Annotated in this window: 13 protein-coding genes; 5 read left to right on the top strand and 8 right to left on the bottom strand. The window is 38.0% G+C overall.

All coding sequences use genetic code 11. From position 1 onward, the window contains the following. Positions 1-164 precede the first annotated feature (164 nt). A complete protein-coding gene (locus ABC228_RS16800; protein ID WP_345826335.1) occupies positions 165-3,872 on the top strand; it encodes a 5'-nucleotidase C-terminal domain-containing protein in 3,708 nt (1,235 codons plus the stop codon). 369 nt (positions 3,873-4,241) lie between these two features. Here ABC228_RS16800 and ABC228_RS16795 read toward each other — a convergent pair whose 3' ends face one another. Beyond that, positions 4,242-6,278: an ankyrin repeat domain-containing protein gene (locus ABC228_RS16795; RefSeq protein ID WP_345826334.1), complete on the bottom strand. Its 2,037-nt coding sequence runs from the start codon at positions 6,276-6,278 to the stop codon at positions 4,242-4,244. Beyond that, complete coding sequence (locus ABC228_RS16790) at positions 6,244-6,786, bottom strand: RNA polymerase sigma factor (RefSeq protein ID WP_345826333.1); 543 nt, start codon at positions 6,784-6,786, stop codon at positions 6,244-6,246. Before ABC228_RS16790 ends, ABC228_RS16795 begins: the two co-directional genes overlap by 35 nt. A gap of 222 nt (positions 6,787-7,008) precedes the next feature. Here ABC228_RS16790 and ABC228_RS16785 point away from each other — a divergent pair, with 222 nt between their 5' ends. The 4 genes from ABC228_RS16785 to ABC228_RS16770 all read left to right on the top strand — a co-directional run bounded on the left by ABC228_RS16785 (position 7,009) and on the right by ABC228_RS16770 (position 10,415). Next, positions 7,009-7,290 (top strand): YhdT family protein, encoded by a 282-nt coding sequence (locus tag ABC228_RS16785; protein WP_345826332.1) that lies wholly within the window; start codon positions 7,009-7,011, stop codon positions 7,288-7,290. Continuing rightward, entirely contained in the window at positions 7,287-8,738 is a 1,452-nt protein-coding gene (panF, locus tag ABC228_RS16780; protein ID WP_345826331.1) for a sodium/pantothenate symporter, read from the top strand. Before ABC228_RS16785 ends, panF begins: the two co-directional genes overlap by 4 nt. Before the next feature lie 82 nt (positions 8,739-8,820). Then, the gene (locus tag ABC228_RS16775; protein ID WP_345826330.1) at positions 8,821-9,213 is read left to right on the top strand and encodes a thiol-disulfide oxidoreductase DCC family protein; all 393 of its coding nucleotides are present in this window, start codon (positions 8,821-8,823) and stop codon (positions 9,211-9,213) included. A 110-nt stretch (positions 9,214-9,323) separates the two neighbouring features. Then, positions 9,324-10,415, top strand: a complete 1,092-nt coding sequence (locus tag ABC228_RS16770) for a DUF4097 family beta strand repeat-containing protein (protein WP_345826329.1) — start codon at positions 9,324-9,326, stop codon at positions 10,413-10,415. Between the two features lie 237 nt (positions 10,416-10,652). On the opposite strand, the gene ABC228_RS16765 is transcribed toward ABC228_RS16770, so the two are convergent. The 6 genes from ABC228_RS16765 to ltaS all read right to left on the bottom strand — a co-directional run bounded on the left by ABC228_RS16765 (position 10,653) and on the right by ltaS (position 16,774). Then, positions 10,653-12,644, bottom strand: coding sequence for an acetoacetate--CoA ligase (locus ABC228_RS16765; protein ID WP_345826328.1), 1,992 nt, complete (start codon positions 12,642-12,644; stop codon positions 10,653-10,655). Positions 12,645-12,881: 237 nt separating this feature from the next. Then, entirely contained in the window at positions 12,882-13,406 is a 525-nt protein-coding gene (locus tag ABC228_RS16760) for a type 1 glutamine amidotransferase domain-containing protein (protein WP_345826327.1), read from the bottom strand. Positions 13,407-13,534: 128 nt separating this feature from the next. Beyond that, complete coding sequence (locus ABC228_RS16755; RefSeq protein WP_345826326.1) at positions 13,535-13,777, bottom strand: DNA alkylation repair protein; 243 nt, start codon at positions 13,775-13,777, stop codon at positions 13,535-13,537. 82 nt (positions 13,778-13,859) lie between these two features. Beyond that, entirely contained in the window at positions 13,860-14,309 is a 450-nt protein-coding gene (locus ABC228_RS16750) for a YueI family protein (protein ID WP_345826325.1), read from the bottom strand. A gap of 181 nt (positions 14,310-14,490) precedes the next feature. Next, entirely contained in the window at positions 14,491-14,664 is a 174-nt protein-coding gene (locus ABC228_RS16745; RefSeq protein ID WP_345826324.1) for a YfhD family protein, read from the bottom strand. A 118-nt stretch (positions 14,665-14,782) separates the two neighbouring features. After that, positions 14,783-16,774, bottom strand: coding sequence for a lipoteichoic acid synthase (ltaS, locus tag ABC228_RS16740; RefSeq protein ID WP_345826323.1), 1,992 nt, complete (start codon positions 16,772-16,774; stop codon positions 14,783-14,785). Positions 16,775-16,886 lie beyond the last annotated feature (112 nt).

The raw sequence follows: 16,886 nt of genomic DNA, 5'->3' as shown, positions 1-16,886 counted from the left end.
AGAAATCTGGGTATATATAACTGTTTTTAACATATCATAGGCTAATAGTATGGAATATTCCCTCTATTTACAAAAAGTTAATAGAAACAGCTTGGTGGATGTGGTAATAATGAATTGTCAGATGCAAATTTGCATCAATATTCTATGAAAAATGGAGGGTACAAATGAAAAAAGCATCGATCAAAAAGTTGCTAAATCTATTTCTTATTTTTGCTCTTGTATTCATGAATACTTCTAATGTGTTTGCTATGAGTGCAGCAGAGAGTAATGAGGTAGTAGATCAATTTGCCGAAGAGCTATTCATCTCTGAGTATATAGAGGGAAGTTCTTACAATAAGGCGATTGAAGTATTTAATGGCACAGGGGAGTCTGTTGATCTATCAAACTATCAAATCGAGTTGTATAGTAATGGTTCCCAGACACCGAGTCAGTCATTAACACTTTCCGGAACACTAGAACATGGCGATGTATTGGTATTAGCTCATCCAAGCGCATCAGCAGAGATACAAAATGTAGCAGATGTAACGAATGGAGCAGTTATTAACTTTAATGGTGATGACGTTATTGTATTACGCAACCATGATAGTTTACTAGATGTATTTGGAAATATTGGTGAAGATAGTGACTTTGCGAAGGATGTAACATTTGTAAGGAATGCGTCCGTTATAGCTCCAAATTCTAATTATGACGCATTAGAATGGACAGAATATGGACAAAATACGTTTGCTTACCTTGGAAATCATGTGCTGGATGGATTAGATCCAGGTGACCCAGGAGATCCTGGTGACCCAGATGATCCAGGTGCAGAAGTGACGCCAATTGCTGATGTTCGAGACTTGTCTGATGGTACCGTTGTAAAAGTAGAAGGTATTATAACGGCAGATAATGCAGCATTAAGCAATGGGACACAATTTACAACTTATATTCAAGATGATACAGCAGGTATAAATTTATTTGCTTTTGAACAAGGGGAATTACCATCAGTAGAAAAGGGAGACCGTGTACAAGTTATAGGAGAACTAGATTCCTATAATGGTTTAAAAGAAATCGTCCCATCAACAATTGAGGTTGTGGAGCAAGGGCAACCGTTACCAGAACCAAAATCAATTACATTAGAAGCATTACAGGACCCTGCTGTTGCGGAGTCCTATGAGGGACAGTTAGTACAGATTAATGGCTTTATAGATAATATCCCAGAGAGTCCAGCTGGTGGAGGATATAATGTTTCAGTAGTGGACGCGGAGTTCAACGGAACAACTCTACGAGTCATGCAAAATGCATTGGATATTAGTTTAATAGAATCAGATATGTGGTATGACATTACAGCAATCGTGAGCCAATATAACGATTATCAGCTGATTCCTACTCAGCAAGAGGATATTCAAGTGGCTGCAGAACAACCGGAGCCGCCGTCTGCAGCGGGTCTTTATGAAACTACAGTCGAAAGTATCACAGATGGTGATACGATTCGAATTGAGTCACCAGTGTTTGGTCAAACAAGAGTACGTTTCTTGAATATCGACACAGCGGAGACTTATGATGCTCATAATGATGACCCTGCTCGAGCAGAAATTAAAGAAAACCAGAAATATTATGGAGAATTAGCAAAATCATATATTAGTGAGTTGCTACAGCCTGGTGATGAAATCTATTTGAAGATTGGTGATGAGCCAACAGATGATTATGGAAGAATTTTGGCGGAGGTTATTCGTAAAGAGGATAACGTAAACATCAATCTTGAAATGGTTGCTCAAGGCTATGCATCAACATATTTCATTGCGCCAATTGATGAAGAAGCCTACCCGGTATTTCAGGATGCTGTTCGAGAAGCGAAGGATGCAGGACTTGGAATTTGGAATCCAGAAAACCCATTATTAGAATTACCGTTTGTATTCCGTGCGTTTGACGATCAAAAGGGATTGTTACGATATGTTGGGAATTCGGATACAATGCAATATGTAGTGCCAGAGGACTGGGCAGAGGTTCCAGTTGATAAACGAATTTTCTTTTCTAGTCCAGAGGAAGCGGAATCCTATGGATATACTCCTGTTGGTGAAGATGATAGTGAAAACCCAGAAATGTTAGAAGTACAACTCTTGAGCATGAATGACCTTCATGGGAAAATTGATCAAGAATATATGATGGACCCAGATGGTGACGGAACAGAGGATATGTACGGACGAATGGATTATACAGCTGCAGCAATTAAGGAACGGGAAGCGGAAAATCCAAACACCTTAATTGTACATGCAGGTGATATGATTGGTGGAAGCTCACCCGTATCTGGATTACTACAGGATGAGCCTACTGTGGAGATTATGGAAGAAATCGGATTCGATGTTGGTACAGTTGGAAACCATGAGTTTGATGAAGGCTTAGATGAATTACTGCGAATGGTTAATGGTGGTGAACACCCAGAAGGTAAGGGAACAGATGGCTATGATGGCATGAACTTCCCTGTTCTATGTGCAAATTGCGTATATGAAGACACTGGCGAGACATTCCTTGATCCATATTATATAGCAGAGGTAGACGGTGTAGAGATTGGATTTATTGGTGTCAACACAACTGAAACAGTGAACATGGTAATGCCTGCATCACTAGAAGGTATAGCTTTTACAGATGAAGCAGAAGCAGTCGACAATGCGGTAGCGGAGCTCACCGATCAAGGTGTAGAAGCAATCGTCGTATTAGCACATATGCCAGCAAATCAATCTGGTGATTCTGCTACTGGAGAGGCTGCGGATTTAGCGAACACCATCAATGATGAAGTAGATATTATTTTTGCGGCACATAACCATGTTGTTAATAATGCCGTAGTAGATAATAAGTTAATTGTGCAAGCAAATGAATATGGAAAAGCATTTGCAGATGTAGATATTCAAATCGATCGCACGACTGGTGATATTGTAGAGAAGGAAGCGGAAATCGTATTTGTTAAGCAAAGCGACTATACCCCAAATGCAGAGGTTGCAGAGACGTTAACTCATTACGAGGAAGCAATTGCACCTATTATTAATGAGGTAGTGGGATACAATGCTCAAGATTTATCCGGAAGCTATACGAATGGAAGTGACCATGGCTTAGGAAATCTTATTGCAGATGGGATGAATTGGGCAATGGACAGTGACTTTGCCATGATGAATGGTGGCGGAATCCGTGATATCCTTCCTGCTGGACCAATCACGTGGGGAGAACTATATAATATCCAGCCATTCGGTAATACGTTAATGACGGTTGAAATAACGGGTGCAGATCTATACCCAATTTTGAACGAGCAAATATCAAGCTATGGTTCAGATTATAGCATTGCAGGTTTCCATTACACATACAACCCAGAATTACAACAAGTCGTGGATATTACCTTCCCAGATGGCACGCCAATTGATGAAGATGCAGTGTATACATTGACAGTAAATAATTATATGGGAACTTCTGAAGGTCCAATTAAAGAATTAGGACAAAATCCAATTATGGGACCAGAGGACATTGAAGCAACCGTTAACTATGTAAGAAGCTTTAATAGTTCTGAATCACATCCAATCGTCTATGAAGCAGAAGGAAGAATTTCTGTCACGGACGAAGAACCTGGTGATGGCGAAGAACGTCCAGTTGTAGAAGTGGAGCCAAAGAAAAATAACGGGATGGCCACCGTTTACATGCAGGATTTAGTAGCACTCGAGCATGGTGTTCAAGTAGTAATCAATATCTACAACGAAAAGAAAATCAGAATGCTCCTTTTGAATAAAAGACATGTAGACATTTTGAGAGAAAAAGAAGTGACACTTGTAGTAACAGATGGAACAACATCAAAGACATTTGAAATGGCAGAATATGAAGATAAAGTTCTACAAGTAAGCTTAGAGGATTAATACAAGAAGGGATCTCCTGGAAAGGGGATCCCTTTTTTATAGTTAATGGGTGAATTGCTGATAAAAGCACCTGATTCGCTGATATAATCGTAGAATCGCTGATAAAAGCACCTGATTCGCTGATATAATTGTAGAATCGCTGATAAAAGCATTGGATTCGCTGATATAATCATGAGACCGACGAAAAGGAGTCCCGGTTCGCTGATAAAATGTTGATTCGCTGATAAAAGTCCCGATTCGCTGATATAATCGTAGAATCGCTGATAAAAACGAGAATGCGCTGATAACACCCCCTGATTCGCTGATAAAATTGGAACAACCGATGATAAAAATACCCGAACCGCTGAATCCCCAATACATCCACCATTCTTATGGCGTCCAAGCATTATGAACAATACCGACTAATTTCCATTCACCTTGATATGGTTCAAAGATTAGCATTAGGCCGGCCCAGCTTAAATCGTAGTCACTTTGGGTTTCATTATAGAAATACTCTACCGTTTGTGCATCTGGATATACTTCTCTGACGCTATACAAGTATTCGGTTCCTCCATGTGCTTCTTCGTTCACATACAATACATCAGGTTCTTGTTTCGTATACACATAGTTATCAAAGTATTCAGCGGCTGTCATTTCAATTGGTAGCCCGCTCGCTCCTTGAACGCCCCAATTATATATGGTCGAGTCATTTAGGAGACCAGGTATTTCATTAGTCTGGAAATTAATAGGTTCATGTTCCTCAGACATTGGCGTTTGCTGTATTTGTAAATATGGAGCAAAGATTACGCCTTTATCCGGATGAATTTCTTCTGCTAAACCATTCATATCTTGTTCCTGTAATAAGGTTAATACGTTATTTGCCTGTTCGACTATGCCTGGTTGTTTATAGATTAATTCTAGCGATATGACGCGTGCTTCTTCTTTTGAATAGCTCTCGCTTCCCTCAACAGTAAACTGAAGTTCATAATGCTCAAGATTATAAGAGAGAATTCGTAAGTCTTGTTCAGAAGTTACCGTGCTTGGTTCTCCTAGTACATTTTCAACATTAGCAACCTTGACGACATCGCCGGGGTTCAGTTCATACCGATAGGAAGTATATAGTTCGTTTTCACCTGGTTTTATAAAGATGTGATCACCATAAACTTGCGCAATACCATCGTTAACCGTAATGGTTTCAAATGGCTCACCATAACGATTAGCAAACGTATTGGGGTCGGATGGAATCTGAATCATAGGAACTCCTGGTAATCTCCCTGTAGCAGCATATGAAAGTAGGTCATCCTCCAGCATGTCGGTTAACCAAGGGAATTGTGATATCATCCAAGATTCTTGATCATAACCATCTACTAGGGTAGCACCATGCTGAATTAGTAAATCTCTAATAGACTGGTCATTGTATTTTCCAGCCATCCATAATACGCTTATCTCACTATCCATTTGGACTGTTGTATTTGGATTTGCTCCTAATTCTAATAATTTTTGGACCATCTGGGTATGATGTCCATAAACCGCAATTACTAGAGCGCTGTAACCTCGCTCGTTCCGAAGTTCAATATCAGCACCATAATCGAATAAAATAGAAGCTATTTCCACCCTACTTGTTAGCATTAAAGGAGTGTTTTCGGATTCATCGGTCGTATTTGGATCTGCTTGCTCCTGAAGTAGTTGCGTAACAGCGGTAATGTTATTTTCCTCTGCCGCGAATAGTAGAGCCCTGTCTGGATTTGCTCCATCCTTTACATATGCTAGTATTTTCTCCCAGTTTCGTTCACGTGGTGATTTTGCAAGTTCCTCTTCTAATAGGACCGAAGCATCTTCTGATTCTAGAGGTGATTTCTCGGTATCTTCCTCGTCTATTTGGTATTGCTCTGTAAAGAATACTTTTTTAAATTCCTCCCATTTTGAAGGGTCTACTTCGTATTGTTTTCCGTCTACTAGCATCAAATTGCTTTCACCAAAATGAATCGTATTTATTATGGCATGGGCACTATAGAGCTCTAATGAATGAGTTATTTCTAAGCTCTCCTTTTTAGTCTTTGTTAACTCCATCGTACCTACAGTATTGGAAAAGAGTTCAATTATTTCGCCTTCCTCTGAAGAAAATTTTTCACCATCGAATGTTCCGACAATCTTATCGATATTCTCTTCCACTAAATCTGAGAAGTTTAGGGAAGTAGATTGCGGGTTATGGCCAAGATTGCCGTATATTAAAAATGCAAAGATTACGGTAGCTACAATTGCACCTAGAGAAGTGGTAATCGCTTTATAACTTCGCTTCGGTTTTGCAGGAATCCTCGTATTCTGGATGGCATGCTTAATATTATCTTTCTTATCCCTAGTTAAATTAGGCTTCGGCATCATTTTTAAGTGTTCATCTAATCGTTCTAGGTGATTTAATCTCTTCATAAGAGAAGCACCTCCTTAGTTCTTCATGTAGGGCTTTTTTTGCACGATAATGTGTCGACTTTACCTTACTTTCACTCCATTTTAGTATTCTAGCTGTTTCTTGAACGGAAAGTTCCTTAATTCCTCTTAAGATGATGACATCCTGGTATTTAGGCTTTAAAAGCTGAATACATTGATAAATAGCTTTTGTTTCTTCATTGAAATCTAAAATCGTTTCAGGAGAGTCATTCGTTTTTGGTTCATTGCTTGTATCAATTGGAATAGTATCTGCCCATTTTTTTGACTTTTTTCTTCTTGATTCATCAATAGCGATATTTCTTGCGATACTAAATAGCCAAGTTTTTGGTGTAGCGTTTTCTTTAAAACCATTAAAACCTTTTAATGCTTTAATAAAGACCTCTTGCAATAAATCTTCGGCATCTGTTGGTCCAACTCGATATATTAAGAAGTGATAAATATCATTTCCATAGCGCTCAAACCAATTTGATATTATTTCATTATGCGACACAATACATCACCTCCTGGTTTTCATTTAATTAGACGAATTTAGTTGAGATAAATTGCATTTATATTCAAAATGGGCTCAAATTCCGGCATTTTACAGGATAATTTTAGAATTGGTATAATAAAATCTGAACGAAGTAATACTGATATTTAATTATTTCTTTTGTCATATCTATACTATATAGTAGATAGTGAATATTGTACGAATAGACAAGGGGGGTCTAGATTGCAAGATAAGAAAGATTATCGCAATAAGATTGCCAATCGAGAAGCACTAATTGGTGTTGGTTTAGTCATATTCAATTTCATTTGGTGGTATGCTTTTGCTTATGGGCTAGGAAGTAAAGACCCCGAGGAGTATGGTGAGGTCTTTGGACTACCAGACTGGTTTTTCTATAGCTGTGTCCTTGGGTTTATTGTTATGGTAATTCTAGTATTCTTAGTCGTAAAGCTGTTTTTCGTTGAAGTTCCCTTTGATGATGAGGAAGAAGGGAAGGATCAATCATGAACCTTGAAGCACTAATTCCGTTAATTATTTTTCTAATTATTATCTTTGCAGCAGGTATGTATGCTGGTAAATATGTAAAATCATCTCAATCCTTTATGCAGGAATATTTTCTAGGGAATCGTAGTTTAGGTGGATTTATTCTTGCCATGACGATGACAGCTACTTATGGAAGCGCCAGTAGTTTCATTGGTGGTCCGGGGACAGCTTATACCCAAGGACTAGGCTGGGTGCTCCTTGCCATGACACAAGTGGCAACAGGTTATTTTGTATTAATGGTTCTCGGGAAAAAATTTGCCATTGTAACGAGAAAGTATAATGCGATTACGATGGTGGACTTTTTAAAGGAACGCTATAAATCTACTTCAGTTGTTGTGCTGTCGGCAATTAGTATTATTGTATTTTTGTTTTCAGCGATGGCTGCACAATGGATTGGTGGCGCTAGACTAATTGAGTCCTTGACTGGTATTTCCTATACGACTGCTTTGTTTATCTTTGCACTCTCTGTATTAATCTATGTTACAGTTGGTGGTTTTCGTGCAGTTGCGTTAACAGATGCGATACAAGGCAGTGTCATGTTTGTTGGGACATTGATTTTGTTAATAGCAACGATAATTGCGGGTGGAGGAATTTCCAATATTATTGCAGACTTAAGTGCGGAGAATCCAAACCTAATTACGCCATATGGGGCAGATGGGACGTTAACACCTGCCTTCGTATCGTCATTCTGGATTTTAGTTGGGGTTGGGGTTGTTGCCTTGCCGCAAATAGCGGTGCGTGCAATGTCTTACAAAAATGCAAAGTCGATGCATCGTGCATTAATCATCGGTACGATTGTAGTCGGTTTTATTATGTTAAATATGCATTTAATCGGTGTATTCGCAAGACCGATTTTACCTGGTATTGATGTTGGGGATAAGGTAATGCCACTTATTGCTTTAGAGGTGATGCCTCCTTGGCTTGCAGGTATCGTATTGGCTGCGCCAATGGCAGCAATCATGTCAACAGTTGATTCTTTATTAATCTTAGTCAGTTCGACTATTATTAAAGATGTCTATATTAATTATGTTCGCCCGGATGCTTCACATCAACGTATTAAGAAACTAAGTATTTCAATTACAGCTATATTAGGGGTAATTGTATTTATTCTTGCACTGGATCCCCCGGATTTAATCATTTGGTTAAATTTATTTGCTTTCGGTGGATTAGAAGCTGCGTTTATATGGCCAGTAGTTCTTGGGCTATACTGGAGGAATGGTAACAAGTATGGTGCGATAGCTTCGATGATTGTCGGAGTAGGGTTGTATATCCTTTCTGATTTTGACATATTCCCACAGCCATTCGGTATGCATGCAGTAGTTCTGCCAATTGTAGCTTCATTTGTAGCATATGTTGTGGTTAGTATGGCAACAAAATCAATGATACCGGATGAATTAAAGCCAACTTATTAATAAAGTAAAAAGCGCTCTATTGGAGGGGCGCTTTTCCTGTAGGCAAAAAGTGATAAATATCTTCCGAATGGAGGTGCTTGCTATGGATCGAATTATTCTCTTTGATGGCGAATGTAACTTCTGTAATTCTAGTGTCCAGTTTATTATTAAACGTGATCCAAAAGGGATCTATAAATTTACCTCGCTACAAAGTGATATTGGGCAAAGTCTTTTAAAGGAGAATGGTATCCCTAAGGAGCTTGATAGCTTTGTTTATATAGAGAATAATAACGTATATGTGAAATCTACAGCAGCCCTAAAGGTTTGTAGAAATTTAAAGGGATTGTGGAAGCTATCCTATCTTTTTATTATTGTACCAAGACCAATTCGTAATTTTGTTTATGAAATAATTGCTCGTAACCGCTATAAATGGTTTGGGAAACGTGACAGCTGTATGATTCCTTCACCTGCATTACGGGATCGTTTTTTAGAGTAAGTAATATCAGCCTCAAGGCTGAGAATACCTCCATCAGTAGGACGTTGTGAATAACCGTCATTCTAGTACACTAATGGTAAGAATTTTTTAAAACATAGGAGCTGGTATTTGTGGAAAATAAGGGATTTGGTTTACTAAATTTGTTAAGAAAAACTCCTAGAGAAACGATCATACAAGAAGCAACAATTGCGTGTACTCGCGTAAAAAATCTTATCATGTCTACATCTAGTGCTGAGGTTGAGGTAGTTGTTCATGAGCATCCAAGAGTTGATGTTGTGTTGCATACGTATGAAGGCGGTCCAGAGCTTAAAACCAAACACACGGAAGATACATTAACGATTACTGCTAAAAAAGAGGAAAAGGTGACCTTTATGCTCTTTGGAAATATGCCGAAATGTCATTTGCAATTGAAGGTTCCAAAAGATATTGCAGAGAATTGGGATATTGCAACTGCTTCCGGGAAAATCTCTGCAAAGCAATTGATTGCAAATCGCTTAAATGTGCATGCGACTTCTGGCGCCATCAAGCTATCTGAAATTAGTGCAGAAAAAATTAAATCTGTTAGTGTTTCGGGTAAGCTTACTATACGAGAAGTTAAAGTGGAACAATTAGACTTCACGGTAACATCGGGAAGTGTCGATGTTCATTCGGTGTATGGTGATATCAATGGAGAAGTGGTATCCGGAAAAGTAGTGATGAAGGGGATAAAAGGACAACAGCTAGATGTTAGGGCTGGTTCAGGGCGTATTCATTTACAGGATGTTCAAATGCAGGATGTTGATTTACATGCAAGCTCTGGAAAAATTGAAGCGGAGCATTTATATGCGGAAACCATTAAAGCTATTGTTTCTTCTGGTAAAATCAGCTTTCAGGATACTCGAGGAGATATTAAAGGACATGCGATGTCTGGAAATATCGACTTAACGATAAAAGAGAACGCTACTCTAGATTTGAAAGCGGGTAGCGGCAATATTAATTTAGAGTTTCAGGAGTATGAGCTTAACAGTATGTTCGATATTAAGACGGGTTCAGGATCGATTGTAGCAAATATCCCAATGAGTATCGAGCACAAGGAAAAAAGAAGCCTTCAAGGTAAAGCTGGGGAAGGTGAACAAACAATTCGTTTGCGTACTGGATCTGGTAACGTAATCATGTATTCTTCAAAGCATGCAGCTTCAAAGGATGTCATTGTCACGAAATAAGAAGTAGGGAGTCAATTAGACTCCCTACTTTTAGTTCTGAATGAAATAGATAATGACTAGTATTATGACAATGATAATACTATGAATAAATGATAGAAATAGATCCTGTTTACGTGTGCGTTCCGAGATCCGTTTTTGGACCCTTAAGAAAATGAAGCAAACCAACCAATAGATTAGTATTGTCAATAGCCAATCTGTCAGAAAAATCACCAATATCCTCCCTACAGCTACTACCCATTAGGACTTGGAGGGCATTTTTTCTTTTGCGAATTGTTCGAAGTAATAAAGAGAATCTGGGTTACTCAAGGAACCTTTATTGGCTACATTCTCCATGGATTGTCCCATTAGGATTTTCTTAACAGGAATCTCAAGTTTTTTACCATTTAATGTCCGTGGTAAGTCAGATACGACAATGATATCGGTTGGAACATGTCTTGGAGAGCATTGTGTTCTGATTTGATTTTTTACCGACTTGATAATAGCTTCTGTTAGCTGTTGACCATCCTTCATCATGACAAATAGTGGTACAAAGGAGTCACCAGTTGACAATGGTATATCAACTATTAAACTATCAGCAATCTCCTTAATTTGATCTACAGCTCGATAGATTTCACTTGTGCCAATACGGATTCCACCACGATTAATGGTTGCATCGGAGCGACCATAGATAATGCAGGTCCCTCGGTCTGTTATCTTTAAATAGTCTCCATGTCGCCAGATTTCAGGGTACATATCAAAGTAACTATCATGCATTCGACTTCCATCTTCATCATTCCAAAAATAGATTGGCATAGAAGGGAAAGGCTCGGTTAGGACAAGCTCTCCAACTGCATCTATTTTCGACTGTCCGCGTTCATCAAAGCTCTCAATTTTCGCACCAAGGCCCCGACACTGAAGCTCTCCTGCATAGACTGGTAAGGTAGGTGCTCCTAGAATAAACGCAGTACAAACGTCCGTACCACCACTTACAGATGCAATCCACAAGTCTTCCTTTACATGGTCATAACACCATTTAAATCCTTCGGGTGGTAATGGTGAACCAGTAGAGCTAATATTTTTTAGATGTTTTAAATTAAATGCTTTACCTGGCGAAAAACCATCCTTCATACAGGCAGTAATATAGCTTGCAGAGGTACCGAAGATAGTCATTTTTGTTTCTTCGGCAAGTTTCCATAGCATTTTTTTGTCTGGATAAACAGGATTGCCATCATATAATATAATGGCACTTCCGGTTAGTAATCCACTGACAAGATAATTCCACATCATCCATCCAGTTGTTGTAAACCAAAAGAATCGGTCATCCTCATGTAAATCCGTATGGAATGTTAATGCTTTTAAATGCTCTAGTAATATGCCGCCCTGGCTTTGAACAATTGGTTTTGGCTTCCCTGTCGTACCAGAAGAAAATAGAATCCAAAGTGGATCATTAAAATTTACATGCTCAAAAGTAAGGGGGGATGTAGCATCATGAATGGCATCCCTCCATAACGTCACATCTTTTAGTTCTTCGAAATGATGTCCAGCGTTTAAGTACGGAATGCCAATGGTAGCTTCTAAAGAGGTTAGCTCTGCTTGAATCTCTTGTATAACCTCAGTACGATCAAAATTCTTCCCACCATAGCAATAACCATCTACTGTAATCATGACCTTTGGTTCTATCTGTTTAAAACGGTCTATGACACTTTGCTTACCGAAATCAGGAGAGGCACTTGACCAGATTGCACCGATACTTGCTGTTGCAAGAAAGGACACGATGGATTCATATATATTTGGAATATAGGCAACGACACGGTCTCCTTTTTCGACACCTAGATGTTTAAGTGTTTTTTGAAGTGCTGCAGTATCATGATAAAGTTCTTTCCACGTAATAGCTGAAGTTTCAGGACGTAGCTCAGAGGTATGTATGACTGCAGTTTTATCCTCTGCATAGTTTCTAAAAATATGTTCTGAGTAATTAATAGTAGCACCTTCAAACCATTTGGCGCCGGGCATCGTGTGTTTTGATAGAATAGATTCATACGGTGTAGCAGATTGGATATCAAAATAATCCCAAATAGTCTCCCAGAATGTTTCCAATTCATTAACCGACCATTCCCAGAGAGATTGATAGTCTTCTAATGGAAGGCCTTTTTTATCTTCTAGCCACTTCATATAATGTACCAGGTTTGATTGGTTAATTCGTTGGTTATCTGGTTTCCAAAGTAACGTACCTTCTTCGATTTGTTTCATAAAACTCCTCCCCGATTGTTGTCGTTAATCTTATTATATGGAAACGTTTTCTATGTGTAAAGAAAGCAAAAAAGCATGGAACTATACTTGTTGTAACAACAATAAGCCCATTATGACTGACATAATGGGCATTTACATCGATTGTATCTTGTTTTTAGCATCCAATTTACCCGTAAAGACATTCGCCCTGGTATGAGAGGAGAAGAAAGAAATCCCCACTACCTATGAACTCCCACTTTATTTTTCGGCTAATAGATCTGCAAATGCTTTTACGTATGGCGGTAAATCAGGTGGACGACGACTAGAAACAATATGTCCATCTACTACCACTGGCTCATCATGCCAAGTAGCTCCTGCATTTGCCATATCATCTTTTATTCCAGGCGTACTCGTAACCTGTTTACCCTTCAATATGTCTGCTGAGATTAATACCCAACCAGCGTGACAAATTTGGCCGATGGGCTTTTGTGCTGCGTCCATTTCTTGAACAAATTTTATAACCTCTGGATAGCGTCTAAGCTTATCCGGTGCCCATCCACCTGGTACTAAAATCGCATCATAATCTGCTGAAGATATCTCGTTAAATGAAAAATCAGACTCAGCAGGAACACCATATTTGCCAATATATTTAGATTTCGCTTCTTTTCCTACTAAATGAACGATTGCTCCTTCTTCCTGCAGACGTAATATAGGATACCAAAGCTCTAGATCTTCAAAATCATGCTCTACAAGAGCGATTATTTTTTTATCCGTTAAACGCATGTGAACACCTCCATCCATTAGTGTAACAGAAAAAATGTTGCAATATATACTAATACGTTATGGGATAAAATAGAAGAACCACAGCTCTGATCTGTGATTCTTCTACATACCTCCACCTAAAAATCTTGTTATTGTAATTCTGCAAATTTAATAAAAGTCTTTTCATCCTCGACTAGTCCACAAGAACCGCATTGAACACGATGTTTCGGACCATTATAAGCAGTATGAAATGGCTCTAGCTGGCTATTGGAATAATCGTTAAGTACATCACCAGTTTGTGGATCTAATTTTACTGGCTTCGCAACTTGCTCAATAATGTTAAATCGCGAACGATTCGTTTTGCAATTTGGACAACGATATTTTTGTGCCATTATACACACCTCCATGATTAGTATGGAACTGTTTATAGCTTTTATTCTCATCAAAAAAGATAGGTATTATAGCTTACCTATCTTATTGAAAGAAGTTTTTTAATTTCGTCACAACCGATTGTTTGTGATGGTCTTTTGTGTTCTGTTGATTGGTTTGATTATTATCGAGCTCTAGGAAAATCTGTTCTTTATCGATAGCATAATCATATGTTAGTACGGCACCAATGTCGGTCTCGACATGTTCATTGGTAATAACAGTATAAGGGATACTGTATTTATTAGCTAATTCCTTCTCTGCTTTTAGGAACCTGGAAGCGATTTTTCCATTAAAAAGTAATGTAGCTTTGCGATGGTTTTTCATCGTTTCCTCTAAATAATCTAAACCTTTATCTGTCATGATTTGACCAATTGTCAACGCTAATACGATGCGTTCACGTAAGGTGCCTAAAAAATAATCACGTTCTTCTTGTTTTGGTAAGCGAGTTCCGTAAATTCCTTCTGTAAGGTAATCTTCTACATTTTTTTTACTCATGATTAAAATTCCTCACTTTCCCATTTTCTCGGGTAGTTAAATGGAAAATATTATTATATTTATTGTAAAGGATATCATTCGATTGGTGCAATGGAGAGGTATTACGAATCGCTAAATAGCATTACATTATGTATGAATTAGAGTTTTGTAAAGGCACCCTAAAGGGCACCTTTACAAAGGGTTATTTTCGTTTCGCACGTTTATCGGCAGCATTACTTCTTTCCATTGCTACCACATCATCATGATCAGCTAGTTCCTTTGAATACTCGACATCAATTCCATCGGATAATTGATTCTTAGGAGTTTGAGCAAGAACGTTCTTACCAGTTGCTCGATTATGGTCACCACGTCCCATAATATCACCTCTTTTCTGAAGTATTCCCCAATAGTATGAGCAGAAAGATCTTATTTCATGAAAAATAAAAAAGAGTAACCTATAGGAAAATCTTCCTTTAGGTTACTCTGTATGGTTCCTATTCAGATTGGGAATCCGTTACTTCTGATTCCTCCACATCTTGATTTTCTTGATCTGCTGGTATTTCACCAGATTCGTTTCCATAACGATAAATCGATGGATCAACAGGTGTCCATTCTTCATTAGGTGTGTAGAATCGTAATAAATCACCATTTAGAAGCTTATCGGAAAGCTCTAACTCAAGAAGCGCTTCGTCTTTTATCTTCAACATCTCTTCCGTTGCTTCGATTTCCTCACCAGATTCATTATCATAGAAGGTTCCAGAAATATAGCTATACGCAGGTGTGATAAAATCACCATTACGGAATGGAACATATTCTTTATGGCCTTCTGAGAATAAATCTGTACCAAATTGGATATAATCCTGTGAATCGATTCCAAGTAAGTGAAGTAAGGTAGGCATGACATCCATTTGGCCTGAATATTCATGAACCGTTCCTTGACCTTCTACACCAGGGATTTTAATTAATAATGGTACACGTTGTAACTGTGCACTTACAAATGGTGTTATTTCTTCACCAATGATTTCACTCATCGCACGATTATGGTTCTCAGAAATTCCATAGTGATCACCATAAATAAGAATTACGGAATCTTCATATAAACCATTTGCTTTTAAATCGTTAAAGAATTGCTCTAAAGCTTCGTCTAAATAACGAGCAGTTTGGAAATACGTATCCACTGATTCATCACCAGTTTCAGCAGGAGCAATAGTTGCATCCTCTTCTCCAACTAGATATGGGTGATGGTGTGTTAATGTCATCATATGCGCGTAGAATGGTTGATCTAATGATTCTAACAGCGGCATGGACTCTTCAAAGAATGGTTTATCCTTCAGACCATAGTTGATTACATTCTCTTCACTCATATCATAGTAGCTTGCGTCAAAATACGTGTCGATACCAAATTGCTTATAAATTTCATCGCGATTCCAGAAAGATTTGTAATCTCCGTGGAATACGGCTGAAGTATAACCTTGTTGTTGATTTAATATTGCAGGTAATGCTTGGTACGTGTTCGTACCTCTTGTTACAAATGCAGAACCTTGAGGTAATCCATAAATTGAGTTGTCCATAATTAACTCGGCATCTGCTGTTTTACCTTGTTCAGTTTGGTGGAAGAAGTTATCAAAATACGTATAGTTCTGTTCTGAATCATTTACTAATGAATTTAGAAAAGGTGTTACTTCTTCACCGTGTAATTCATAATTAATTAAGAATGTCTGGAAAGACTCTAAATGAATCTTAATAATGTTCTTTCCTTCAGCAACACCAAACAATTCTGGGTTTGGTTCTGCGTATTTGTTTTTCGTATAGTTTTCAACTTCCGTAATATCATCACTATCTGCTAGTACACGTTGTGATGAAGATTTAATGTTTTGTACTGCATCATGAATTGTGAAGTTATAAATTCCTAAATACTTCACAATATAATTACGATCAAAAGTTCTTTTTAGTAGTTCTGGTCGGTCCGCTTCTGCTAAACCTAAATTTATGGAAAATGCAATTAAACCGATAATAAAAATAAGGATCGGTTTTCTTCTACTGATTCGTTCTGTACTCCAATGCTTTTTAGACCAAATGAATAGTCCAATTAGAATAACAACATCGAGTGCATAGAAAATGTCTGTCCACTGCGTTAAGCTAGCAATACTGCCGCCAAGACTACCGAAGTTATCAGTCTGGGTAAGTGTTGGAAGCGTAATGTAGTCGTTATTAAATCGATAGAACACAACATTAGCATACAAGAGTATACTCATGAAAGAATCAATAATGATAATCCAAATACCAGCACGCTTACCCTTAGCAAATAATCCAATACTAAGGAATATCAAAGCGGAACTAATTGGATTAAAGAAAAGTAGGAATTCTTGCATTCCATTTTTAATGTCTAAATTAAATTCAGTTACATATATCAGATACGATTTTAACCAGATTAAAATAACAGCTACGAAAAAGAAGGACATTTTTGATGTAAAGATTTTTTTCATCGTATTCACCCCATCTTTTTTATGCTTAAAAAAATCAAGCTTCTTTCTATATTAAAGTCGTCAAGTTATGATTTTAACGCAAAACATTCTATGAATCAAGTAAATTGTCAAA

It is taken from the genome of Ornithinibacillus xuwenensis (genome assembly GCF_039614845.1).
In the GTDB taxonomy this organism is placed as follows: Bacteria; Bacillota; Bacilli; order Bacillales; family Amphibacillaceae; genus Ornithinibacillus; species Ornithinibacillus xuwenensis.
The sequence above is the reverse complement of the archived record's forward strand: the minus strand, read 5'-3'. Positions and strand labels throughout refer to the sequence as shown.

Coding starts and splice junctions, on each gene's coding strand:
- ABC228_RS16800 (WP_345826335.1), top strand. CDS start 165: ATGAAAAAAGCATCGATCAAAAAGTTGCTAAATCTATTTCTTATTTTT.
- ABC228_RS16795 (WP_345826334.1), bottom strand. CDS start 6,278: ATGAAGAGATTAAATCACCTAGAACGATTAGATGAACACTTAAAAATG.
- panF (WP_345826331.1), top strand. CDS start 7,287: ATGAACCTTGAAGCACTAATTCCGTTAATTATTTTTCTAATTATTATC.
- ABC228_RS16775 (WP_345826330.1), top strand. CDS start 8,821: ATGGATCGAATTATTCTCTTTGATGGCGAATGTAACTTCTGTAATTCT.
- ABC228_RS16765 (WP_345826328.1), bottom strand. CDS start 12,644: ATGAAACAAATCGAAGAAGGTACGTTACTTTGGAAACCAGATAACCAA.
- ABC228_RS16760 (WP_345826327.1), bottom strand. CDS start 13,406: ATGCGTTTAACGGATAAAAAAATAATCGCTCTTGTAGAGCATGATTTT.
- ABC228_RS16755 (WP_345826326.1), bottom strand. CDS start 13,777: ATGGCACAAAAATATCGTTGTCCAAATTGCAAAACGAATCGTTCGCGA.
- ABC228_RS16750 (WP_345826325.1), bottom strand. CDS start 14,309: ATGAGTAAAAAAAATGTAGAAGATTACCTTACAGAAGGAATTTACGGA.
- ABC228_RS16745 (WP_345826324.1), bottom strand. CDS start 14,664: ATGGGACGTGGTGACCATAATCGAGCAACTGGTAAGAACGTTCTTGCT.
- ltaS (WP_345826323.1), bottom strand. CDS start 16,774: ATGAAAAAAATCTTTACATCAAAAATGTCCTTCTTTTTCGTAGCTGTT.